Annotated in this window: 18 protein-coding genes and 3 tRNA genes; 12 read left to right on the top strand and 9 right to left on the bottom strand. The window is 68.1% G+C overall.

All coding sequences use genetic code 11. The features are described 5' to 3' along the window. Positions 1 to 39: 39 nt before the first annotated feature. From NFT33_RS07785 to NFT33_RS07820, 8 genes are all read right to left on the bottom strand, one after another. Positions 40 to 867 (bottom strand): hypothetical protein, encoded by an 828-nt coding sequence (locus NFT33_RS07785; RefSeq protein ID WP_251674386.1) that lies wholly within the window; start codon positions 865 to 867, stop codon positions 40 to 42. A gap of 395 nt (positions 868 to 1262) precedes the next feature. Continuing rightward, positions 1263 to 3224, bottom strand: coding sequence for a class I SAM-dependent DNA methyltransferase (locus tag NFT33_RS07790; protein ID WP_251674388.1), 1962 nt, complete (start codon positions 3222 to 3224; stop codon positions 1263 to 1265). Between the two features lie 36 nt (positions 3225 to 3260). Further along, the gene (locus NFT33_RS07795; RefSeq protein ID WP_251674390.1) at positions 3261 to 3542 is read right to left on the bottom strand and encodes a nucleotidyltransferase family protein; all 282 of its coding nucleotides are present in this window, start codon (positions 3540 to 3542) and stop codon (positions 3261 to 3263) included. Positions 3543 to 3547: 5 nt separating this feature from the next. Beyond that, entirely contained in the window at positions 3548 to 3886 is a 339-nt protein-coding gene (locus NFT33_RS07800; protein WP_251674392.1) for an addiction module antidote protein, read from the bottom strand. Next, positions 3883 to 4215 (bottom strand): type II toxin-antitoxin system RelE/ParE family toxin, encoded by a 333-nt coding sequence (locus NFT33_RS07805; protein WP_251674394.1) that lies wholly within the window; start codon positions 4213 to 4215, stop codon positions 3883 to 3885. The genes NFT33_RS07800 and NFT33_RS07805 overlap by 4 nt, the downstream gene beginning before the upstream one ends. 107 nt (positions 4216 to 4322) lie before the next feature. Next, positions 4323 to 5246, bottom strand: coding sequence for a hypothetical protein (locus tag NFT33_RS07810; RefSeq protein WP_251674396.1), 924 nt, complete (start codon positions 5244 to 5246; stop codon positions 4323 to 4325). Further along, positions 5221 to 5820 carry a restriction endonuclease subunit S gene (locus tag NFT33_RS07815; protein WP_251674399.1) on the bottom strand — a complete coding sequence of 200 codons (600 nt, stop codon included), beginning with the start codon at positions 5818 to 5820 and terminating at the stop codon, positions 5221 to 5223. Before NFT33_RS07815 ends, NFT33_RS07810 begins: the two co-directional genes overlap by 26 nt. Further along, positions 5817 to 8339 (bottom strand): DEAD/DEAH box helicase family protein, encoded by a 2523-nt coding sequence (locus NFT33_RS07820; protein WP_251674402.1) that lies wholly within the window; start codon positions 8337 to 8339, stop codon positions 5817 to 5819. Before NFT33_RS07820 ends, NFT33_RS07815 begins: the two co-directional genes overlap by 4 nt. A gap of 236 nt (positions 8340 to 8575) precedes the next feature. Between NFT33_RS07820 and gph the strand changes: the two genes are divergently transcribed. Then, positions 8576 to 9256, top strand: coding sequence for a phosphoglycolate phosphatase (gene gph / locus NFT33_RS07825; RefSeq protein ID WP_251674404.1), 681 nt, complete (start codon positions 8576 to 8578; stop codon positions 9254 to 9256). 11 nt (positions 9257 to 9267) lie between these two features. Here gph and aptA read toward each other — a convergent pair whose 3' ends face one another. Next, complete coding sequence (gene aptA, locus NFT33_RS07830; RefSeq protein WP_149502206.1) at positions 9268 to 10611, bottom strand: omega-aminotransferase AptA; 1344 nt, start codon at positions 10609 to 10611, stop codon at positions 9268 to 9270. Positions 10612 to 10746: 135 nt separating this feature from the next. Here aptA and NFT33_RS07835 point away from each other — a divergent pair, with 135 nt between their 5' ends. The 11 genes from NFT33_RS07835 to NFT33_RS07885 all read left to right on the top strand — a co-directional run. After that, complete coding sequence (locus NFT33_RS07835; protein WP_149502207.1) at positions 10747 to 11658, top strand: LysR family transcriptional regulator; 912 nt, start codon at positions 10747 to 10749, stop codon at positions 11656 to 11658. Between the two features lie 318 nt (positions 11659 to 11976). Continuing rightward, positions 11977 to 13464 carry an anthranilate synthase component I gene (trpE, locus tag NFT33_RS07840; RefSeq protein ID WP_251674407.1) on the top strand — a complete coding sequence of 496 codons (1488 nt, stop codon included), beginning with the start codon at positions 11977 to 11979 and terminating at the stop codon, positions 13462 to 13464. Between the two features lie 152 nt (positions 13465 to 13616). Next, positions 13617 to 20207: a DUF3320 domain-containing protein gene (locus tag NFT33_RS07845; RefSeq protein WP_251674409.1), complete on the top strand. Its 6591-nt coding sequence runs from the start codon at positions 13617 to 13619 to the stop codon at positions 20205 to 20207. 185 nt (positions 20208 to 20392) lie between these two features. Continuing rightward, positions 20393 to 20965 (top strand): anthranilate synthase component II, encoded by a 573-nt coding sequence (locus tag NFT33_RS07850; RefSeq protein ID WP_149502211.1) that lies wholly within the window; start codon positions 20393 to 20395, stop codon positions 20963 to 20965. A 24-nt stretch (positions 20966 to 20989) separates the two neighbouring features. After that, a complete protein-coding gene (gene trpD / locus NFT33_RS07855) occupies positions 20990 to 22021 on the top strand; it encodes an anthranilate phosphoribosyltransferase (protein ID WP_251674411.1) in 1032 nt (343 codons plus the stop codon). A 3-nt stretch (positions 22022 to 22024) separates the two neighbouring features. After that, the gene (gene trpC / locus NFT33_RS07860; protein ID WP_251674413.1) at positions 22025 to 22837 is read left to right on the top strand and encodes an indole-3-glycerol phosphate synthase TrpC; all 813 of its coding nucleotides are present in this window, start codon (positions 22025 to 22027) and stop codon (positions 22835 to 22837) included. Then, the gene (locus NFT33_RS07865) at positions 22834 to 23616 is read left to right on the top strand and encodes a uracil-DNA glycosylase (RefSeq protein ID WP_251674415.1); all 783 of its coding nucleotides are present in this window, start codon (positions 22834 to 22836) and stop codon (positions 23614 to 23616) included. Before trpC ends, NFT33_RS07865 begins: the two co-directional genes overlap by 4 nt. A 17-nt stretch (positions 23617 to 23633) precedes the next feature. Beyond that, positions 23634 to 23719 (top strand) — tRNA-Tyr (locus NFT33_RS07870). Positions 23720 to 23769: 50 nt separating this feature from the next. After that, positions 23770 to 23843 (top strand) — tRNA-Gly (locus NFT33_RS07875). 60 nt (positions 23844 to 23903) lie between these two features. After that, a tRNA-Thr gene (locus NFT33_RS07880) sits at positions 23904 to 23978 on the top strand. Positions 23979 to 24032: 54 nt separating this feature from the next. Further along, positions 24033 to 24250, top strand: a 218-nt coding sequence (locus NFT33_RS07885) for a GTP-binding protein (protein WP_251674180.1), incomplete at its 3' end; no start/stop codon positions are given.

Here is a 24250-nt window from a genome sequence, read left to right on the forward strand (position 1 = left end):
ATTGTCGCGCGCCCTGCTGACACCGGGTTCAGTCATCCCTCATTTCAGGAACCAGCCCCACAGGCTGTAGACCGCGCCGTTGACGCCGCCGGGCATGTCCGCGGTCGGCAGCGAGGCCAGCGTGCCGCTGGTGACCAGGGCGCCGACACCGCTGCTCGAGACCATCAGCGTCGCATGGCCGAGATCGGATCCGAACAGCCGGCTGCGGGTCAGCGCCGAGATCGGGAAGCCGAACAGCGTGTCGACGGCCAGCGCGACCTGCTGGGGGCCGCTGTCGCTGCCCGGCACGCCACCCGATGGGCGCGACGAATCGGCGATCCGCGCGGGCGCGCCCCAGTGGCTGCCGTCGAAGGCGGCGCCGTAGAGATCGCTGCAGGTCGCAGCGGGCCTGGCGGTGGAGGGGGGGGCGGCGCAGGCGCGGCGCACGAGCCAGGTCGCGTGGGCCCGCCCGTCCGGCGTGACCGACAGTCCGAGATTCCAGCCCCCCTTGCCCGGATCGGTCGCCGGATCGGCCGTGCCGCTGATGACGGCTGGCGCGCTCCACGCGGGTGGGGTGCCGACGCTGCCCGGCGTGCCGCGCACCGCCTGGAGCTGGTGGCGCGTGCCGATCTTCTGCACGAAGACCGCGATCACCGCGCCGCTGGCGTCGGCCATGCCCGCCCTGTAGGCCTGCACCTCGGTGCCCGCGCTCTCGAGCAGCTGCCCGGCGCGCCAGCTGCGCCCGGCCGGCGTGCCGGAGTTCGCCAGCGCCACGGCCTGCGGGCCCTCGTCGCCGCCGCCCTCGTCGCCGCTGCCGCCGCAGCCCGACAGCGCCGTCATCGCCAATGCCAGCAGCATCGGCGCCAGCCGCATGGCGGGCCGGCGCATTCCGTCCCGAGGTCCGCGAGCGCACAGAGGCGTCGTTCTGGATGACATGGACATGCCTTTTCTCCCTGCCGGACGCCTGCCTGCAACCGGCGCCGCCTGATCTTGTCGTGATGCCTCCAAGATGCCGCAGCGCCCGGGCCGCCGCAAGGCACGAGGCGTATGAAACCGTGGCGGACCGAAAGAGGTGTTGCGGGGCTGTGTCCGCTGTTCCTCTGGAGGCGGGGCACGCTCCTCCCGTCATGCCCGCGTAGGCGGGCGGCCATGAGCGGGCAGGGTGCTGGTGCGTGGCGTGGGCCCTCGCCTGCGCGAGGGTGACGGAAGGGGGTGGGAGGGTGACGGCAGAGTGGGGCCGGGGCTGGGGCGATGTTGAACCGGGTGGCTCGGCGTGGCTCAGCTCAGCCCGCCATGCTGCTGGCATCCATCAGTCCGCGCAGCCGGGCCAGGGCTTCGCCGACCGCTTGCCCGTGGCGCTCGATGGTGTCGAGGATCTCGGCCGGGGTGCGGATGTCCTGGGGGGTGCGCGCGTTCGGGTTGACGGCCTTGAGGTCGAAGGCGGCCGCGTCGATCGCCGTCGCGCGGGCGTCGGCCTCGCGGGCGGCCTTGTCTGCCGCCTGGATGGCCTGCTGGCAGGCTTCGATGTCGGCCTGCGGCACCGGCCGCGTCTTCTTCAGCGCGGCGAGCTGGGTCTTCAGCGTCACCGCCTGCTCGCGCCAGCAGGCGGCCTCGGCGTCATGGGGCGCCTTGTCGGCCTGGGCCTGGGCGCGGCGGGCGGCGATGTCCACCGTCCACGAGTAGTCGCTGTCTGCCTCGGGCTGGCCGCGCCGGCCCAGCAGGCGGGCGAAGCTCGGGAAGGGCTGGCCGGCGTGGCGCTCGTGCCAGTCCTCGACCAGCGTGGCGGGCAGGGCCGCGTCGTCCAGCAGCGTGAAGTCGTCGGCCCAGCCGAAGTGGGCCAGCGTCATCGGGGTCTTCTTGCCGACCTTGACATGCGAGAGGTCGTAGTACCAGGTGCGCTCGGTCGGGCGGCCCTTGGTGAAGAACAGCAGGTTGGTCTTCACGCCCGCGCCGGCCGTCGAGAACACGCCGCCCGGCAGGCTGACGATGCACCACAGCTCGCATTCGTCCAGCAGCCGTCGCTTGGTCTCGACGAAGGCGCTTTCGTTGGTGCGGAACAGCAGGCCCTCGTCGAACACCACGCCGCAGCGGCCGCCGGCAAAGCCCTCCTCGGGCGCGGGGGCCGACAGCTCGTCGAGGATCTGCTGCAGGAACAGCACCTGCGTGGCGCTGCTCGGGATGTCGTAGCGGCCCTGGGTCGAGGCGCTTTCCTTGCCGCCGAAGGGCGGGTTGGTCAGGATCACGTCGAAGGTCGCCGGCGCCTGCTCGAACAGGCCGGCGTAGGTCGGCAGGTCGGCCAGGGTGTTGCCGTGCCAGAGGTTGGGCTGGTCGATGCCGTGCAGCACCAGATTGGCCAGCGCGATCGGGAAGACGAGGTTTTCCTTCTCGCGCCCGAAGAAGGTCTCGTGGCGCAGGCGCTCCAGGTCGGTGCTCAGGGCCTCGTCGCCCATGCGTGCCTTCATCCACTCGAAGGACTGGGCCAGGAGGCCGCCGGTGCCGCAGCACGGGTCGTAGACCGTCTCGCCGAAGGTCGGGTTCAGCGTCGCCACGACGGCGCGCACCACCTCGCGCGGGGTGAAGAACTGGCCGCCGTCGGAGTTCTTCTCGCCCATCTTCAGCAGCAGATCCTCGTAGACCTGCGACAGCGTGAAGGTGTGGGTGGCGTCGAGCTGCTCGACGTCGATGGCGTCCAGCCGGTCGAGGATGTCGGTGAAATCGCCTTCCGTGTCGACGCGCACGCGCTCCACGGCCGTCATCAGCCGGCCGATGACGCGCTGCTTGGGTGTGGCGGCCGGGTTGGGGCGGCCGTCGGGCAGGGTGGCCAGGCGGTGCAGGTGGGGCAGCAGCTCCTTGTTGACGAACTCCAGCAGCGCGCCGATGCGCTGCTCGCCCAGGGCCTTGCGCTTCCAGCCGACGGGCTGGCCTTCGGGCGTCTGCCCGACGGATTCGGCGTTGGGCGGCGTGGGCGCGGCCCAGTCCTGCCAGCGGAACGGGGCGTGCAGCGAGGGCGTGAAGTCGCCGCCGCTGGCCTCGGCCTCCGCGCGGGCGAGGGTTTCCTGGGCGTCGAGGATGCGCAGGAACAGGATCCAGGTCAGCTCGGGCACGTACTGCAGCGCGCTGGTGCAGTTGGAGCGGCGCAGGATGTCGCAGACCGTGCGGATGGTGCTGGACAGGTTGGGCGTGGCGATGGCGCTGGGGGTCGGCTTGGCGTCGGCGGGCGTGGCGGTCTTCTTGGGGCGGGGCATGGGCGCAGGTTTTTTGGGGGGACGCGACGGCGGCAATCAATCCGTGCAGAGCGGGTAGACGACCCGTGCCTGCCGGAGCACGTCGTCGCGAAAATACGGACTCAGTTCAGCAGCGGTGCGCAGATCCACCTGAATGCCGAAGGCTCTGGACAACTCGATTTCGATGGCGCTCAGACCGATCAGGCCGGGCAGTCGATCCGGCTCGAACTCGACCAGCAGATCCATATCGCTGTCGGGTCGGGCCGTGCCTTTCAGTCGTGAGCCGAACAGGGCCAGACGCCGTATGCCATGGCGTTGGCAGATCGGGGCCAGGAGCATGCTGATCAGCCTGCGTCCGCTACCCGCGAGCCCCCATGCGCAAGAGTCAGATGCAGCCCCAGTGCGCTGAAGATCGCCCATAGCGTCTTGGCGGTCGGATTGCCTCGGGGAGACAGCGCACGGTAGAGGCTCTCACGGGGAATGCCGGCGCGGTCGGCGACGGTGCTCATGCCTTGCGCCTCGGCGACATGCCGCAGTGCCGCCAGCAGGGCCGCGTGTCCACCCGGCTCACTGGCCTCGTCCAGCGCAGCGGCGAGGTATTCCTGGGTGAACGCCGGATCGGCGCGCAGCAACTCCACGATGACATCGTCATGCGAGCGGCTGGCGGGTGATGCTGCTTTCATGTCGGTTTCCTTCTGCGTTGCTGCCAGTCGTTCCAGTAGGTCAGCGCGGTGTTGATGTCGGCCTGCTGCTTGCGCTTGTCGCCGCCGATCAGCAGCAGCACAAGTCGCTTGCCGGCCATCGCGTAGTACACGCGGTAGCCCGGCCCCCAGTCGATGCGAAGCTCCCAGACGCCTTCGGCCACCGGCTTGCAGTCGCCAAAGTTGCCGGCCCCCATGCGGGAGACACGCACTGCAACGCGGGCGCGGGCCTGACGGTCGGCAAGCGCCGTGAGCCACTGAGCGTAGGGATCGTGCCCATCGTCGGTCAGGTAGGTCTGGATGTCGTACATGGGGTCTGTGAATTATGCGTTACAGATGAGTCTGGTGTCGCGGCGATCGTTCCGCCTGTGATGCCTTCATTGCACCTGTCAACGCCAGTCATGTCACTGACATCAACTCAGGGCGCATTCGTGTCAGCGGTCAACGGATCCAGCGAAGCCAGCGCGCTTTGGATGTCGAGCATGCGCTGACGATTTCCTTCAAGAGCTGCACGAGATCGTGGCGACCACCCAAATACATCAATGGATCGAATAATAAATTCCCCAAGCATGGCGTAGGCAGTCAGCGCATGTTCATGTGCCTCAATTTGGTAGCTAATTTTCTCCTTGGAGGTACCAGTTTTTTGTTGCTCCAGAGAATTACACCTATCCAAATGCAATTGCCTAGTAATTTCGTAAATGCTTCTGGCGCGATTTTCAATGTTGCGCGCATGCTCTTCGAGCATTTCATCTGCCATACGCAATATTTCACGGGCCACAGCAACTGTAATCCAGTCGCCATCGGGCATTCTGAATATTTTTTCGTCGTCGCGCGGAACACGGTAAAACAACAGGCGGCCATCCCGATCATGAACTTCCATGCAGCAAGTTTCGAGATACAGGCGACGCAAGCCGTCTGCCAAACGAATGTTTTCGAAGCGCTTCTCCTCTGCCCCCAGAACCATCTCTTCCCAGAATCGATGCTTTTTTATGTATCGCATCACGTTGCGTTCGCCGCCGCAGCATATGTCGCACGCGATGGCAATGGCTTTCTTGTGCCCCGCCCCGGATTGAAGGCTTTTTATATATTCTCTGGCTGCTTGGCGCTGCGTGTCCAGCGACGTTCCTTTTCCAGCAGGTCTGCCACTCTTCTTTCGCGGCAGGGCATTATGCTCAAAAACTGCGACAGATATATCGATGTATGCTTTCTGCAAGCGTTCTGGAATTATCCGACCATGCTTGTGCAGCAGCAGAAATTCATCGATCACCAAGCGATCGTCTTCTAGATTGCCGGCCTCCCATTCTGCGGCAAGGTAATCAGCCTTGGTCTTGAATATTGTCATGCTGGGAAAATGCCTGCGCCAGCAGCCGCGCCGGCAGTTGCCGAATCTCGTCCAGTTGCGCCTGTGCTGCCTGTCGCGCCTCCTCGACAACGGCCAGCCGCTCCTTCAGCGCCAGCGCAATGCGGTGTTGTTCGTCGAGCGGTGGCAGTGGGAACTCGTATGCGAAGAGTTGCTCTCGATTGAGCTTGGGCATCCGCGACCGCGCAGATGCTTCATCGGCAAATCGAGTGAAGTCGGGTGACACCAAAAGCAGGCGTGCATATGCCGGGCTCAGCCTGCGGCCATCGGTACTGATGGGATAGATGTCGGCGCTGCACAGCCCGGAAAAGTCCACCAAGCTGGCTTTTCGCAGATACGGTCGCAGCTTGGAATACAGGACGTGGCCGGCGGAAAACAGGTACTTGCCGCTTTCCATGCCGTCTTCCGCTGCGGACCTGAGTTCCCGCAGTTCCCCGGTCACAGGAACGATGTTCTCGCCGCTCACATGCGGCAAGGACGAGTACGCACTCAAACGTGGATCAACCAGCTTGGCGTCAATCCACGCGACTTCACCCAGCGCTACCAAGTTACTCATGCTCCAAACAACCTCATCTTCACGTCCTTCACCACCTCCACCCCCTTGCCCAACCCCGCCAGCGCCTTGAGCCCGCCCGCGCGGGCGATCTCGGGCACGCGCCAGAACTCGGGCGACTCCAGCGCCTCGGTGCCGCCGGCGGCGAACTGGTGCGCGAAGCCGCGCAGGACGATGGCGGTCTTGTCCGGCTGCGCCGCCAGCCACGGCGACTGCTGCGCCAGGAAGGCGTCGGCGCGCTCGCGTCGGCGCAGCGCCGGGGCCGCGTAGCCGTAGCGGGCGAACAGGTCGAAGGTGTCGAAGTCGTCCATCTGCACCAGCTCGCGCACCGCCTCGGGCGAGTAGTGTGCCCCGAGCAGATGCTCCACCAGCGCCCGGCGCCGCTTCGCCTCCACCCACAGCCCACGGAAATCCGCCAGCGTCGCGGCCTCCGCCAGCACCCGCGCCACCATGCCGCGCCGGTACTCCTCCAGCGGCACCGCCACGTCGCGCCGCACGCCGTCCACCTCGCGCGACTGCAGGATGAAGCGCCCGACCAGCTCGACCCCCACCGCCTCGCCCGTCACCAGCTCCGGCACCACCGGCGGCGGCCGGTGCTCGCCATCACCCGTGCCCGCATCGCCCGCGCCATCACCCGCCGGGCCACCGCCGCCTTCGCCGCCACCTTCCCCGCCCAGCGCCTTGCGCCCCTTGCGATCCACCGTCAGGAACTCGGTCCCGAACAGATCCGTGACCCCGGTGTAGTCGTAGAGCCAGAACTTGAACTTGCGCGTCGGCTCGTCCAGCCGCGTGCCGCGCCCGACCATCTGATAGAACAGGATGCCCGAGGCCAGCGAGCGGAAGAACACCACCGCGTTGAGCCGCTCGATGTCCACGCCGGTCGCCAGCAGATCGACCGTGCAGGCGATGAAGCAGCGCTCCCCCGAGCTGCGCATCGGCCCGAGCAGCTCCGCCCCGCCGCTGGCGGTGCATTTGAAGGCGTAGCCGTCCTTGGGCCGGCGCCCCTGCTGCGCGCACCAGTCGACGTACAGCCGCTGCATCTGCAGGGCCACCCGGTCCGCGTGCAGGTCGCGGGTGCAGAAGACGATGACCTTCTGCTCCGGCCCGCCGCTGGCGCACAGCCGCGCGAACAGGTCGGCGCACATCGCCTCGATGCGCTCCGGCAGGATCAGGTCGTCGTCGAACTGGCGCGCGCCGTATGCGGGCTTCAGCTCCTCGGCTGGAATCGCCGCGCCGGTGCGTGCGTCGATGGCGCCGAGCGTCTCGATGTCCTCGCGGGTGAAGGTGCGCCCGTCGATCGAGGGTTTCAGCCGCACGATCTCGCAGGCGGCCAGATAACCGTCCTCCTGCGCCTGGATCAGCGTGTAGGCATAGACCGGCTCGCCGAAGTAGGCGATGTTGTTGGCGCTGATGCGCTCGTCCTCGGCGGCTGCCGCCTCGATGTCCGGCGCCAGCGGCCCGTGGCGACGTGGCGCGCGCAGCCGGCGCGGCGTGGCGGTCAGGCCGATCTGGATCGCCTGCGGATTGCGCTGAAGCACCGCCGACCAGCGCCCCCAGGCCGAGCGGTGGCACTCGTCGATGACGATCACCGAAAAGGCGTTCTCGCCGTAGTGCCGGCTCAGGAAGCTGTCGGCCCCCGGCGCGCCGTCCTCGCCCGGCTCGCCGTCGATGCCCAGCGTCTGGTAGGTGGCGATGTGGACGCGGGCGTTGCGCGCCGCGTTGAGGCCGCCCGCCTCGGGGCGCACCGCCCGCACGCTGCCGCCCGGAAACGCCCGGCCGATCTTGTCCAGCGCCTGCTCGCGCAGCTCGTCGCGGTCGCACAGGAACAGCGCCGGCTTGCCCAGCAGTCCCGCCTCGTGCAGCCGCCACAGCAGGTTCGCGGCAATCACCGTCTTGCCCGCGCCAGTCGCCAGGCTCAGCAAGGCGCGCGGCGGCTGCCCCTCCTGCTGGCAGCGCAAGACCTTCTCGAAGACCGCCCGGATCGCGGCGCTCTGGTAGTAGCGCGGCCGGTCATAGGCGCGGCTGTCGGCCTGGAACAGCATCGCCGCCGCCGGCCGGCTCAGGTCCACGCCGCTGTCGCGCAGGTAGCGCGCCGTCAGCTCGGCATGGGTCGGAAACTCGCTCAGCGGCCGTACCGCGTCGCCCGGCTGCTGCGTCACCCGGTCGAACTCGGCATAGCGGTGCCCGTTGGTCGAGAACAGGTAGCGCACCGCGTGGCGCTGCAACGCGCCAGCGTAGTAGCCCTTGGCCTGCTGCATGCCCTTGAGCGGGTCGGCGTGCTCGTCCTTGGCCTCGATCACGCCCACCGGCAGCGGCTCGGGCAGGCCGGGCGGGTGGATGCACAGCAGGTAGTCGGTGCGGCCCTTGCCGGAGCGGCGCCGGCCCTTCAGATCGTCGGTCGTCGGCTCGACCGGAGCGGGTGTCTCCAGGCGCATCTTCCAGCGCTCGTCATAGCCCTTGCTGCGCAGAACCGGATCAATCAGCCACAGGCGTGTTTCCGCCTCGTTCGATCGCGTTGTCATCGTCGAGTCTTCCCTTCCCCCTGATGCACGGATTTTCCACTCTGCCCGCGAGCCCTGCGTGGGCCCTCGCCTGCGCGAGGGTGACGGAGGCGGGGCGCCGAGCCTGATGTCACTGATCATCTGCATGCACCTTCTCGTCATGCCCGCGCAGGCGGGCGGCCACGAGCGGGCAGGGCGCCAGGCCCGACAATCCGGGGCTGACCGTTCAACCCTTTGCCGCATCCGCCCGCTCCGCCATGCCCCTGCCGCTGCTCTCCGATCTCCAGGCCGCCATCGTCGATCTCGACGGCACGATGGTCGACACCCAGGGCGACTTCGTCGTCGCGCTGAACCTGACGCTGGCGGAGCTGGCGCTGCCCGGCGTGGACCGCGCCTTCGTCGAGCGCACCGTCGGCAAGGGCAGCGAGCACCTGCTGCGCTCGACGCTGGCGCAGGTCGGCGGCGACGCGGCGCTCTACGACGCCGCCTGGGCGGCCTACCAGCGCCATTACCTGGCGATCAACGGCCAGCACTCCGAGGTCTATCCGGGCGTGGTCGAGGGCCTGACGCGGCTGCGCGCCGCTGGCCTGCGCCTGGCCTGTCTGACGAACAAGCCGCTCGGCTTCGCCCGGCCGCTGCTGGCGGCCAAGGGGCTGGACGGCTTCTTCGAGCTGACGTTCGGGGGCGACAGCTTTGCCCGCAAGAAGCCCGATCCGATGCCGCTCGTCGAGACCTGCCGGGCGCTGGGCACCGACCCGGCGCGCACGCTGATGATCGGCGACTCGCGCAACGATGCCGAGGCCGCACGTGGCGCCGGCTGCCCGGTCGTGCTGCTGAGCTACGGCTACAACCACGGCGAGCCGGTGCGCGAGGTGCCGGCCGATGGCTGGTTCGACCGGATCGACGATCTGGCGCAGCCGCTCGGCCTGCCCGGCTGAGGCGAGGCGTCTCAGGCCAGTCCGGCCAGGGTCTCGCCCACCGCGTTGAACAGGCGGTCCAGCTCGTCGCGGGTGGTCTCGAAGGGCGGGCCGAACTGCAGGGTGTCGCCGCCGAAGCGCACATAGAAGCCCTGGCGCCACAGCGCCAGACCGGCCTCGAAGGGGCGGATGGCCGGGTCGCCGCCGCGCGGGGCGAGCTGGATGGCGCCGGCCAGGCCGCAGTTGCGGATGTCGACGACATGGGCGCTGCTGCCGCGCAGGCCGTGCAGCAGCTCCTCGAAGTCGGGCGCGCGTGCGGCGGCCTGGGCGACGAGCTGCTCGCGCTCGAGCAGGTCCAGCGTGGCCAGGCCGGCGGCGCAGGCCACCGGATGCGCCGAGTAGGTGTAGCCGTGGGTGAACTCGGTCACATGGCGCGCCAGCGGCTGGCTCATGAAGGTCTCGTAGATCTCGGTCGAGGCGATGACCGCGCCCATCGGCACCGCGCCGTTGGTGACCTGCTTGGCGATGTTGGCGATGTCGGGCGTGACGCCGAAGAACTCCGCGCCGCTGTGGCGGCCCAGGCGGCCGAAGCCGGAGATGACCTCGTCGAAGATCAGCAGGATGCCGTGCTGGGTGCAGATCTCGCGCAGGCGCTGCAGATAGCCCTGCGGCGGCACGATGACGCCGGCCGAGCCGGACATCGGCTCGACGATGACGGCGGCGATGTTGGAGGCGTCATGCAGCTCGATGAGCTTGAGCAGCTCGTCGGCCAGCGCCACGCCGCCGGTCTCGGCCTGGCCGCGGGTGAAGGCGCAGCCCGGCTGCAGCGTGTGCGGCAGGTGGTCGACGTCCATCAGCGGGCCGAAGGTCTTGCGGTTGCCGCCGATGCCGCCCAGCGCGGTGCCGGCGATGTTGACGCCGTGGTAGCCGCGGGCGCGGCCGATCAGCTTGGTCTTGCCGGCCTGGCCACGGATGCGCCAGTAGGCGCGTGCCATCTTGACCGCGGTGTCGGCGCTCTCCGAGCCGGAGTCGGTGAAGAAGACATGGTTGAGCGGATCGGGGAAGTGCGCGGCGATGCGCTCGGCCAGCTCGAAGGACAGCGGGTGCGCGAACTGGAAGGCGGGCGAGTAGTCCAGCGTGGAGAGCTGGCGGGCGACGGCCTGGGCGATCTCGGGGCGGCAGTGGCCGGCGCCGCAGGTCCACAGGCCGGAGAGGCTGTCGAAGACGCGCCGGCCCTGGGCGTCGATCAGCCAGCGGCCTTCGGCGCCGGCGATGAAGCGCGGATCGGCGTGGAAGTCGCGGTTCGAGCTGAAGGGCATCCAGTGCGCCTTCAGGCGCTCGGGGGACGGAGGAACGAAGGGCGAGGTCTGGGGCATGAGGCGTTCCCGTGCGCGGGCGTGAAGGGCGAGCTGAAGGGCAATGCGCCGGATTGTGGTGAGTCATTCACGTCAGTACGATTCGATATTTCATGCCATCAGTTGTCGATTCGCTCACCTGACCTTCCCCTGACCATGCGCGCGCTCGTGTCCCCCCTGGCCCAGGTGTCCGACTTCGACCTGCGGCTGCTGCGTGTCTTCAAGGCGGTGGCCGAGGCCGGCAGCTTTGCCGGCGCCGAGAGCGCGCTGGGCATCACCCGCTCGGCCATCAGCCTGCACATGGCCGACCTGGAGCAGCGCCTCGGGATGCGGCTGTGCCAGCGCGGCCGGGCCGGCTTCGCGCTGACCGACCAGGGCCGCGAGGTGCTGCGCTCGGCCGAATCGCTGCTGGCGGCGGTCGAGGACTTCCGCACCGGCGTCAACCAGCTGCACCAGACGCTGCGCGGCGATCTCAACATCGGGCTGATGAACAATCTGGTGACGCTGCCGCGCATGCGCATCACCGCCGCGCTGCAGGCGATCCGCCAGCGCAGCGACGCGGTGCGCATCCACCTGAGCATGAGCCCGCCCGGCGAGGTCGAGCGCGGCGTGCTCGATGGGCGGCTGCATGCCGGCGCGGTGCCGCTGATCACGCCGCTGTCGGGCCTGGCCTATCTGCCGCTCTACGACGAGACCTCGCAGCTCTACTGCAGCCACGGCCATCCGCTGTTCGCGCGGGCGGCGGAGGTCGACGCGGCGGCGCTGCGCGAGGCGGCCGCGGTGGTGCCGACCTACCGGATGAGCCCCGAGGCGATCGTGATGCACCAGGGCCTGAACTGCGTGGCCAGCGCCTCCGACCGCGAGGCGATCGCCTTCCTGATCCTGACCGGGCAGTTCATCGGCTTCCTGCCGGACCACTATGCCGCGGCCTGGGTCGCGCAGGGGCAGATGGCCGCGCTGGCGCCGGGCCGTCAGCGCTTCTCGGTGCCGCTGGCGCTGGTCACCCGCAAGGGCCGCCGCCAGAGCCTGATCGTCGAGCAGTTCATCGAGGCCCTGATGCAGACCTGATGCCAGCGCCGGTGCGCGCTGCTACACTGCGCCCCACCATGTTCACCACGCGCAAACACAGCATCGGCCGTGCCGCCGGGTCGCAAGACCGGGGAGCCTGGCCCTGGCGTCGCTGACCGCGATGCCTGGAGGCGGCCGCCTCTCCCACGCCCGGTGACGGGTCGGCCGCAGCAGATCCGCTGACACCTTGCTGCCGCGCCCCCATGCGGCTTGCGCCCCGACCAGCGAATCGACATCAACCAGGCCCGCGGCACGCACGCGCGTCCTGCACTGGTTCCTGACACGCGAGCATGCCGGCGGGCCCCGCCGGAGCCACACGTGATCACCGAACTCGAATTCAAGAGCCTGGCCGAACAGGGCTACAACCGCATCCCGCTGGTCGCCGAGGCCTTTGCGGACCTCGAGACGCCGCTGTCTCTCTATCTGAAGCTGGCCGGCGGCAAGCCGTTCAGCTTCCTGCTGGAGTCCGTCGTCGGCGGCGAGCGCTTCGGGCGCTATTCCTTCATCGGCCTGCCGGCGCGCACGCTGCTGCGGGCCTCGAACGGCATCACCGAGGTGGTGACCGACGGCCAGGTGGTCGAGCGCCACGAGGGCAATCCGCTCGACTTCGTCGAGGCCTACCAGCAGCGCTTCAAGGTGGCGCTGCGCCCGGGGCTGCCGCGCTTCTGCGGCGGATTGGCCGGCTACTTCGGCTACGACACGGTGCGCTACATCGAGAAGAAACTGGCCGATACCCGCCTGCCCGGCGGCATCGGCACGCCCGAGATCCAGCTGCTGCAGACCGAGGAGCTGGCGGTGATCGACAACCTCTCCGGCCGCCTCTACCTGATCGTCTACGCCGACCCGCGCACGCCCGAGGCCTACTTCAGCGCGCAGAAGCGCCTGTCGCAGCTCGCCGACCAGCTGCGCTACAGCGTGAGCGCCCCGCAGGTGAAGCGCGGCGCCTCGCACCCGGTCGAGCGCGAGTACGCCAAGGCCGACTTCGAGGCGGCGGTGCTCAAGGCCAAGGACTACATCGCCGCCGGCGACTGCATGCAGATCGTCATCGGCCAGCGCCTGAAGAAGCGCTACACCGAGAACCCGCTGTCGCTCTACCGCGCGCTGCGCTCGCTGAACCCGTCGCCCTACATGTACTACTACGACATGGGCGACTTCCACATCGTCGGCGCCTCGCCCGAGATCCTGGTGCGCCAGGAGGCGCGCACGGTGGATGGCAAGGCGGAGAAGATCGTCACCATCCGCCCGATCGCCGGCACCAAGCCGCGCGGCGCCACCCCTGAGCAGGACCAGCAGAACGAACGCGACCTGCTCGCCGACGCCAAGGAGCGCGCCGAGCACCTGATGCTGATCGACCTGGCGCGCAACGACATCGGCCGCATCGCCAAGACCGGCACCGTCAAGGTGACCGAGGCCTTCGGCATCGAGCGCTACTCGCATGTGATGCACATCGTCAGCAACGTCGAGGGCGTGCTGAAGGACGGCATGAGCAGCCTGGACGTGCTGCGCGCGAGCTTTCCCGCCGGCACGCTCTCGGGCGCGCCGAAGATCCACGCGATGGAGATCATCGACCAGCTCGAGATCAGCGAGCGCGGCATCTACGGCGGCGCGGTCGGGTATCTCAGCTTCGCCGGCGACATGGACGTGGCCATCGCCATCCGCACCGGCGTCATCAAGGACCAGACGCTCTATGTGCAGGCCGGCGCCGGCGTGGTCGCCGACTCGGTGCCCGAGATGGAGTGGAAGGAGACCGAGGTGAAGATGCGCGCGGTGATCCGCGCCGCCGAGCTGGTCGAGGAAGGTTTCTGAGGGACGGGCGTTGCACAGGACACCGCACGTGGTGTCCGTCGAGGTGCGCTTGAATGCCTGTCCGGAGTGGACGATTTCACGAAAAACCCTGTGACAAGATCGGTGAATTGCTGAGCAAATTTGCTGATCTGCATAGTCAAAGGGAGATTGACATGACCGGTCTGGCGAAGCCTGACGAATCTGTTTCTGCGTCCGTTGTGCATTCGGCGGAAGAACAACCCGCCCGGATAGCGCAAACCCCGCGCATCGAGGTGTCTGCGGCGGAGACCCTGAACCTGGCGGATTTCCAGAACTCGGTTCCGCTGATCCATGAGCTGAAGGTCGTCAATGAGACCGAATGCCACTGGTCGGCGTTGGTGGTGACCATCAGCTCGACTCCGCCGTTTTTGCAGCCCCGCGAGTGGCGTCTGGACCGGGTCGAAGCGGGTGAATGGTGCGTCATTCCACGGACCGATGTCGCCCTGGATGGCGCGATGCTGGCGCGGTTGACGGAGGCGGAAGGTGCGGTGCTGCATCTGGCGCTGCGTCAGGATTCCGAACTGCAGGTGCCGTCACAGGCGCAGGAGCTGGACCAGAAAAACCTGAATATCGAGCTGCTGCCGCGCAACCAGTGGGGCGGCCTGCGGCAGATGCCGAGCATGGTGGCAGCCTTCGTGCAGCCCAACGAGCCGGCGGTCGAGCATCTGCTCAAGCAGGCTGCTGGCGTGCTGCGTGACAACCATTGCGATGCGGCGCTGAACGGCTACGAGGGCGGGGCGCGCCATGCCTGGGAAATCGCTTCAGCCCTCTGGGCGGCGGTGTCGCGGATGGGGCTGGACTACGCGCTGCCCCCCGCCAGTTTCGAGCAGCGTGGGCAGAAGATCCGTGGCCCGCAGCAGGTGGCCGAGACGGGATTGGCCACCTGCCTGGATTCGACGCTGCTGCTGTGTGCCGCGCTCGAACAGGCGGGGCTGCATCCGCTGGTGGTGTTCACCCGTGGGCACGCCTTCGCGGGAGTCTGGCTCAAGCGCGAGGAGTTTTCGGACGCGGTGGTCGATGATGTGTCGGCGCTGCGCAAGCGCATGGCCTTGAACGAGTTGGTGGTGTTCGAGACCACTTTGCTGTCACACCGGCCAGCCCCCTCGTTCCAGATGGCGGTGGAACACGGCGCGCGCCATCTCCAGGAGGCGGCACTGGCCGAGGCGCCATTCGAGCTGACCGTGGACGTGCGGCGCGCGCGCCTGCAACGCATCCGTCCGCTGGCCAGTCCCCATGCCGTGGCTGTGCCCGCCACGCCGTCCGGCGTCCCCGGCGACGCATCTGCTCCGGCCGCCGATGCCTTCTCGATGGCCCCGGCGAGCCTGCCCATGCAGGACGAGATGCCCGAGGATCGCAAGCCGCAGACACCCGAGGACCGGCTCCAGCATTGGCAGCGCAAGCTGCTGGACCTGTCGCTGCGCAACAACCTGCTGAATTTCCGGATGGGCACGCGGGCCGTGAAGGTGGAGGCTCCCCAGCCCGCTGTCCTGGAAGATCTGCTGTCCCGTGGCACCACGATCCGCCTGCTGCCGCGCCCCGACCTGATGACGGGCGCCGATGGTCGCAGCCAGTCCGTGCATGAGGGGCGCACGCTGGAGGATCTGCGCCGTCGCCATGCCGAGGAGGTGCTGGAGCGGGGCGAGGTGTTCATCGACCTGTCCAAGGAGGAGATGGAGACCCGGCTGGTCGAGCTGTATCGGTCGGCGCGGTCGGCGTTGCAGGAGGGCGGTGCCAACACGCTGTTCCTGGCGCTGGGTTTCCTCCACTGGCATCCGGACGACAAGTCGGCCACGCGCTACAAGGCGCCACTGCTGCTGCTGCCGGTGAAGCTGGAGCGGCAGAGCGTGCGGTCGCACTTCTCGCTGAGCCTGCTCGACGACGAGCCGCGCTTCAACGCGACGCTCGCCCAGATGCTGCACCAGGACTTCCGCCTGTCCCTGAAGATCGACGAGAACGACCTTCCTCGTGATGAATCGGGTCTGGATGTCAAGGCGGTGTGGGATCGCGTGTCCACCGCGGTCAAGGACATCCGGGGCTGGGAGGTCGGCACCGAGGTGGTGCTGGCGCAGTTCTCGTTCGCCAAGTACCTGATGTGGAAGGATCTGGCCGAGCGATCCGAGCAATTGCGCACCAACGCCGTGGTCCGCCATCTGCTCGACACGCCACGCGATCCGTTCGTGTCGGATATCGCGTTCCCGGACCCCCGGCGGCTGGATCAGGAGCACAGTCCGGCGGAGATCTTCTGTCCGCTGCCGGCCGATTCCTCGCAGTTGTCGGCGGTCATGGCCGCCAGCAAGGGCAAGGACTTCGTGCTGATCGGCCCGCCGGGCACGGGCAAGAGCCAGACGATTGCCAATCTCATCGCGCAGAGCCTGGCCGAGGGACGCCGGGTGCTGTTCGTGTCGGAGAAGACGGCGGCGCTGGACGTGGTGCATCGCCGCCTGCGCGAGGTCGGCCTGGGTGAGTTCTGCCTGGAGCTGCATTCCAGCAAGGCCCGCAAGACCGATGTGCTCCAGCAGCTCCAGCGCGCCTGGGACTCGCGAGGCGAGGTCGATCAGGCTGTCTGGGAACGCGAAGCGCAGCGGCTGCAGGCGCTCAAGACGCACCTCAACGAACACGTCGAGCGGCTGCACCGCGTGCATCGCAATGGCCTGACGCTGTTCGATGCCATCGGGCGGGTGGTGGCCTCCGAGGAGCGGCAGGTTCACCGGGTGACGCTGTCCTGGCCAACGCCCGAGCAGCACGATGTGGTCGAGCTGGCTGCACTGCGGGAATTGGCGGCTCGGCTGACGGTTCACCACGGTGCCATTGGTGATCTGCAGTCGCCCGAGGTCCGCGATGCGCTGGCGCTGGTCGGGAACGGGGAGTGGTCGCCTGGTTGGCAAAGGAGCCTGACCGAGGCGATCAGCCGGACCAGCGCGGTCGTCCAGCGGGTGACCGACGCGGCACGAGGGTGGATGCAGGGGCTTGGATGGCCTGAAGTGCGCACGGGCCGTTCCGCGCGCATGGCGTTGGCCACGGTGGCGCGGGTGTCACTCCAGGCGGTGGGGCGTGACTGGCGCTTTCTGTCGCGCACGGATGCGGCACAGGTGATGCAGCGGCTGGATAGCGGCATGCTGCAACTGGCACGCCACGCCGAGCTGTCATCTCAGTGGCCGTCGCGGTGGGGGGATGAGGCGTTGGACGAGTGTCGGCGCGTGATTCCCCTGCTGCGGCGCTGGCAGACGCTGAAGGCGCAACTGTCCACGCCCTGGCCGCGTGCGATCGGTGAAACGGTGGGCAAGGGGGTGGCCTTGCTGCTGGACTGGCAGCAGACGGCCAGCCGGCTCTCTACCCGCTATGACGCTGCGATCGAGCAACTGAACGTGGCCCAGCTCGTCCGGGAATGGGACAAGGCCGAGGCGGCGGTCTGGCCGCTGTCGGCCTTGGGCAAACGCAAGATCAGCCGGCAAGTTCAGGCTCTTGCCATCGGGGCGCAGGCGCCTGCGGTGGAGGCTGATCTTCGGCTGCTGGCGCAGCTGCGCGAGTTGAGGACTGAACTGGCGGAACTGCCGGTGGATCCCATGGTCGGGGTTGCCTGGCAGGGAGCACGATCCGACCCGGAGCGGCTGGCGGCTCTGCTGCGATTCCAGGGGGTGCTGCGTACGGCGCGCCAAGGCGATGTACCTGTGGGGCTGTCAGTGCAGGGGCTCGAAGCCATCGTCGATGGACTCTGCGGTGAGGCACTGGCTCAGGATGTCCCGCGCCTGCAGGAGATGGCCCGGCTGGGCGGCGAGATCGCAAGCCTGTCGCGACTGTCTACCCTGCCCGCCGAGGTGTGGGGTGGCATCCTGTCCAGCGATCCGGATCGACTGGGCGCGGCGGTGTCGTTCCAGTCGGAACTGGTCACGCTGACGCGCCGAGGGATTCCTTCCCATGCGCATGAGGTGATCGCGCGAGGTGATTGCGGCGCTGCCATGCGTGCCGATCTGGACAAACTGCTGGCGCGGGCGCAGGTGGAGCGCCGTCTTTTGGAGGACTGGGCTGAACTGACAAGTCTCACGGGTGGGCTCTGGAAGGGGCTGGACACGGTTGAGTCGGAGGTCGAGGCGACCAGGCGGGCGCTGCAGAGTCTTGCAACCGTCATCGATCCGCTGGTGTCGGCGGGCGTGTCGGAGCAGGCGGTTCGCACGGGGCTTGCCTTGATACTGGACGGGCACCACCCAAGCATGGGAAGCGGTGAAATGGCTCGTTCGTATCTGGAGGCGCTGGAGGCCCTGGCGCCTGCCGTGGAGGATCTGCTGCGATGGGGGGACTGCTCAGACGAAGTGCGATCCGCCTGGCCGGAGCAGCCGCTGAACGTGATGGCGGCGCAGTGCGACGTGCTGCACCAGAAATCGACACGGCTGAACGCCTGGTGCGCCTGGCGGAGGGTGAACGCGGAGGCGCGGGCGGTGGGTCTGGCGCCATTGGCCTCGGCGGTCGAGGCGGGGAGGCTGCCGTCTGCCGAGATCGTGCCGGCATTCGATGCGGCCTATGCCCGGTGGTGGCTGCACGAGAAGGTCGATCGCGACCCGGCACTCAAGACCTTCGTGTCCGCTGACCACGAGCGGCGCATCGCGGATTTCCGGGCGCTGGATGAGCGATTCACCCACCTGACCCGAGACCTGATCCGGGCGCGGCTGTGCAGTCGGTTGCCCTCGCCCCAGGGTCAGCGGATCGGCTCCGAGTGGGGCATCCTGCGCCGCGAAGTGCTCAAGAAGAGTCGGCACCTTCCGCTGCGCACGCTGATCGAGCAGATTCCCTCGGCGATGACCAGCCTGGCCCCGTGTCTGCTGATGAGTCCGTTGTCGGTGGCGCAATACCTTGCCACAGGCGCCAACCTGTTCGATCTGGTGGTCTTCGACGAGGCTTCGCAGATCCCGGTATGGGATGCGATCGGCGCGATCGCGCGGGCGCGGCAGGTGGTGATGGTCGGCGATCCTCGGCAACTGCCGCCGACCAGCTTCTTCGGTCGATCATCCGGCGCGGCAGCGGACGAAGACGATGCACAGGCGGACGACAACGTCATTCCCGAGGACATGGAAAGCATCCTGGACGAGTGTCTTGGGGCCAATCTGCCGCGCATCAATCTGTCCTGGCACTATCGCAGCCGCCATGAAAGCCTGATCGCCTTCTCGAATCACCACTACTACGGCGGTGAGCTGGTGACGTTCCCGTCGCCCGTCACGGAGGACCAGGCGGTCAGCTTCCATCCGGTACCGGGTGTCTATGCCCGCAGCGGGGCACGGACCAATCTGATCGAGGCGCGAGCCCTGGTAGCTGATCTGGTCGGCCGCTTGCAGGCGCCGGGTTTCGCGGCGTCCCGGCAGACCATCGGGGTTGTCACGTTCAACGCCCAGCAGCAGCGCCTGATCGAGGATCTGCTCGACGAGGCACGACGGCAGGATCCCTCGCTGGAGCCGCACTTTGCCGAGGCCGCGCTGGAGCCCGTGTTCGTCAAGAACCTGGAGAGCGTGCAGGGTGACGAGCGCGACATCATGTACTTCTCGACTACCTACGGTCCGGACGCGACGGGTACCTTGTCGATGAATTTTGGTCCGATGAACAAGACAGGTGGTGAGCGACGCCTGAACGTGGCGGTGACCCGTGCGCGGCAGGGGCTGCGGGTGTTCTCCTCGCTGCAGCCCGAACAGATCGACCTCGGGCGTACGCAGGCGCGTGGTGTGCGCGACCTGAAGCACTTTCTGGCATTCGCCCAGCGGGGTGCAGCCACGCTCGGTCGAGGTGACCAGGGCAGCCTGGGTGGCCATGACAGTCCGTTCGAGGCGGCGGTCGCCCAGGCCCTGGAGCGTCGAGGATGGACGCTGCGTACCCAAGTCGGCGTGTCGTCGTTCCGGATTGATCTGGCGGTGGTCCATCCGGATGTGGCCGGGCTGTACCTCACTGGCATCGAGTGCGACGGTGCGACCTACCACCGCAGCGCGACAGCCAGGGACCGCGACAGGCTGCGCGAGCAGGTGCTGCGCGGGCTGGGCTGGGAGATCGTGCGCATCTGGTCCACGGACTGGTGGATTGACTGGCAGGGCACGCTCGACCGTGTCGATCTACGGTTGCAGGAATTGCTGGTGCGCAGTCGGGAGAAACGCGCGGCCCAAGCGGTGCTGCAGCAAACCTCCCCGGTGCCTGTTGAAGTACATGACCCTGTGGCCGAGCCGGGGGCCTATGCCGGGTTTGCTCCGGCCGTGCCTTCGCCACCGGAAGAGGGGGCGGATGAAGAACTGGCAGACGAGGCTCGCGCCCCTGATGACTCCAGCGACATCCAGCGCGAGGTGGCGCGCATCGTGGCGGCCGAAGGGCCGATCCGCAGCGAACTGCTGGCGCGCCGTGTCGTTCAGGCGCTTGGCGGCCAGCGTGTACGTGCCGCCTTTGGGCAGCGTGTCCATGACTGTGCTGCCGCAGCTTTCGAACAGACGAAGGAGTCGGTCGGGGTGTTCTTCTGGCCGACGAATCGATCGGTGGGTACCTTGATCGAGTTCCGGGGCGAGATGGTGTGGGCGGCAGACCGTGGCGTGGAAGAAATTTGCCTGCATGAATTGGCTGGGCTGGCGCGCGATGTCGCTGCACTGACCCGAGATGCCGAGCAGCAATTGCGTCTCATGAGCCAGCGGCTGGGGTCGCAGCGCCTGACCAGTGGTTTGCGAGCGCGGCTGATGGAGGCGAGGGCGCTGGCGGCGTGTCTGTAAGCCCATAATCTGACCATGTCCGCCAAGACTTTCCTTGACGCTCCAGCAGCAGCGATCACCGCAGTGTGGATCGGATGGCCTTGGCGTAAGCCATGTCTCTGAACTGATCCACTTCCCCGCTCCATTTTGCTCTGCGCCTGTACCTCCACAGGCATCTACGGACCCCCTGACGACAGGACCGAGCCATGCTGCTGATGATCGACAACTACGACTCGTTCACCTTCAACCTCGTGCAGTACTTCGCCGAGCTGGGCGAAGACGTGCGGGTGCACCGCAACGACGAGATTTCCCTGGCCGACATCGAGGCGATGAAGCCCGATCGGCTGGTGCTGTCGCCGGGGCCGTGCTCGCCGGCGGAGGCCGGCATCTGCATCGAGAGCATCCGCCACTTCAAGGGCCGGCTGCCGATCCTGGGCGTGTGCCTGGGGCACCAGAGCATCGGCGCCGCGCTGGGCGGCAACATCGTGCGCGCCAAGGTGCAGATGCACGGCAAGGCCGACACCATCACCACCGACCAGCAGGGCGTGTTCGCCGGGCTGCCGCAGCAGTTCAGCATCATCCGCTACCACTCGCTGGCGATCGAGCGCGCCACGCTGCCGCCCGAGCTGGTCGTCACCGCCACCAGCGGCGACGGCGAGATCATGGGCGTGCGCCACCGCGAGGTCGCGCTGGAGGGCGTGCAGTTCCACCCCGAGTCCATCCTGAGCGAGCACGGCCACGCGATGCTGCGCAACTTCCTGAACACGCCCAACCGCTGAACCGTTGCTGACGAGGAGCGCGCCATGACCATCACCAACACCGAAGCCCTGACCCGCGTCATCGAGCACCGCGAGATCTTCCACGACGAGATGCTCACGCTGATGCGGCGCATCATGGCCGGCGAGATGTCGCCGACGATGACCGCCGCGCTGCTGACCGGCCTGCGGGTCAAGAAGGAGACCATCGGCGAGATCACGGCCGCCGCGCAGGTCATGCGCGAGTGCTCGGTCAAGGTCAACGTCGCCGACCGCACCCATCTGGTCGACATCGTCGGCACCGGCGGCGACGGCTCGCACACCTTCAACATCTCGACCTGCACGATGTTCGTGGCCGCGGCCGCCGGCGCGCGGGTGAGCAAGCACGGCGGGCGCAGCGTCTCGAGCAAGTCCGGCAGCGCCGACGTGCTCGAGGCGCTGGGCGTGCCGATGACGCTCACGCCGCAGGCGGTGGCGCAGTGCATCCAGGACACCGGCATCGGCTTCATGTTCGCGCCCAACCACCATCCGGCGATGAAGAACGTCGCGCCGGTGCGCCGCGAGCTGGGCGTGCGCACGATCTTCAACATCCTCGGGCCGCTGACCAACCCGGCCGACGCGCCCAACATCCTGATGGGCGTGTTCCACCCCGATCTGGTCGGCATCCAGGTGCGCGCGCTGCAGCGCCTGGGCGCCGAGCACGCGCTGGTGGTCTACGGCCGCGACGGCATGGACGAGGTCTCGCTGGGCGCAGGCACGCTGGTCGGCGAGCTGCGCGACGGCGAGATCCGCGAGTACGAGATCCACCCCGAGGACTTCGGCCTGACGATGGCGAGCCACCGCGCGCTGAAGGTCGACACGCCCGAGCAGTCGCGTGCGCTGCTGCAGGCGGTACTGGACAACCAGCCCGGCCCGGCGCGCGACATCGTCATGCTCAACGCCGGCGTGGCGCTCTACGCCGCGAACGTCGCCGCGACGATGGCCGAGGGCATCGAGCGCGCCCGCGAGGCGCTGGCCAGCGGCCGCGCCGCCGAGCGCCTGACGCAGTTCGTCGCCCGCGCCCAGCAACTGGCAGCCTGAACCATGAACCCGAACACCCCCGACATCCTCGCCCGCATCGTCGTCACCAAGCATGAGGAGGTGGCCGCGGCCCGCGCCGCGAAGCCGCTCGCCGCCGTGCGCGCCGAGGCCGAGGCCCGTGCCGCCGACCTGCGCGGCTTCGAGGCCGCGCTGCGCGCCAAGGTCGCCGCCGGCCGGCCCGCGGTGATCGCCGAGATCAAGAAGGCCAGCCCGAGCAAGGGCGTGATCCGCGCCGACTTCCGCCCGGCCGAGATCGCCGCGAGCTACGCGCGCCACGGCGCGGCCTGCCTAAGCGTGCTGACCGACCTGCAGTACTTCCAGGGCTGCACCGAGTATCTGCAGCAGGCGCGCGCCGCCTGTGCGCTGCCGGTGCTGCGCAAGGACTTCATGGTCGACGAGTACCAGGTCCTTGAGGCGCGCGCGATGGGCGCGGACTGCATCCTGCTGATCGCCGCCTGCCTGGACGACGTGCAGATGGCCGACCTGGAGGCGGTGGCGCTCGCGCACGGCATGAGCGTGCTGGTCGAGGTGCACGACCGCGCCGAGCTGCACCGCGCGCTGAAGCTGAAGACGCCGCTGCTTGGCATCAACAACCGCGACCTGCGCAGCTTCTCGGTGACGCTGGACACCACGCTGGGCCTGCTCGACGAGGTGCCGGCGGACCGGCTGCTGGTGACCGAGTCCGGCATCCTGGTCGCTGAGGATGTGGCACGCATGCGTGGCGCTGATGTGCATGCCTTCCTGGTCGGCGAGGCCTTCATGCGCGCCGACGACCCCGGCGCGGCGCTGGCGGCGCTGTTCGCGGTCGCGGCATGACGCTGCCCGACAACCGCCTGCGCGCCCCGCTGGCCGAGGCGCTGCGCGAGGGCCTGCCCGAGGGCTGGCGGGATCAGGTCGAGGCGTTTCTGGCCGGCGCGGCCGGGCGGGCGCTGTGCTCGGCGGTCGACGCGCGTGTCGCGGTCGGCGCCGAGGTCTATCCGGCGCGGCCGCTGCGGGCGCTGCAGGGGCTAGCGCCCGAGCGGGTGAAGGTCGTCATCCTCGGCCAGGATCCGTACCACGGCCCGGGCGAGGCCGAGGGTCTGGCCTTCTCGGTCGCCGAGGGCGTGAAGATCCCGCCCAGCCTGCGCAACATCCGCCAGGAGCTGCAGGCCGACCTGGGGCTGGCGGCGCCGGTCTCGGGCAGCCTGGCAGCCTGGGTCGATGCGGGCGTGCTGCTGCTCAATGCCAGCCTGACCGTCGAGCGCGACCGTCCGGCCAGCCATGCGAAGCTGGGCTGGCAGGCGCTGACGGATGCGATCGTCGCGCGGGTGGCTGCAGCCCCGCAGCCCAAGGTCTTCCTGCTGTGGGGCGCGCATGCGCAGGCCCGCCTGCCGGTGATCGAGGCTGCCGGTGCCCACAACCACGTCATCGCCTCGAACCATCCGTCACCGTTGTCGGCCCGGCGTCCGCCGGTGCCCTTCGTCGGCAGCCGGCCGTTCTCGGCAGCGAATGCCTGGCGGCAAGGGCAGGGCGTCGAGGCGGTGGACTGGGCGCTCGAAGCGACTTCAACAAAAAAATTGCCCAAAACGCTTGCGTCGCAGATGAGCCTTTGCTAAAGTTTATGTCTCGCCCAGGAGGGGTGCCCGAGTGGCTAAAGGGGGCAGACTGTAAATCTGTTGGCTTACGCCTACGCTGGTTCGAATCCAGCCTCCTCCACCAAGCGAAATGTCCAGCGGTTGCTTCTGTCGGAAGCAGATCTGCAAGGCAAGGCGGGAGTAGTTCAATGGTAGAACCTCAGCCTTCCAAGCTGATGACACGGGTTCGATTCCCGTTTCCCGCTCCAAGTGGTTTGAAATAAGTCGACACTGGTCTGCGCGTTCTCTGCGCCCAGTCCTGTGTCGATGCCCATGTGGCTCAGTGGTAGAGCACTCCCTTGGTAAGGGAGAGGTCGCGCGTTCGATCCGCGCCATGGGCACCACCCGATACCGCCTGTCTTACTCGTCGTATTGAACGCACTCAGGAGCGCGAAATCATGGCTAAGGAAAAGTTCGAACGGACCAAGCCGCACGTCAACGTCGGCACCATCGGTCACGTCGACCATGGCAAGACCACCCTGACGGCAGCCATCACGACCGTTCTGTCGAAGAAGTTCGGCGGTCAGGCCAAAGCCTATGACCAGATCGACGCCGCTCCGGAAGAGAAGGCTCGCGGCATCACGATCAACACCGCCCACGTCGAGTACGAGACGGC

This window comes from Sphaerotilus sp. FB-3, from assembly GCF_023706025.1.
Lineage (GTDB): Bacteria > Pseudomonadota > Gammaproteobacteria > Burkholderiales > Burkholderiaceae_C > Sphaerotilus > Sphaerotilus sulfidivorans.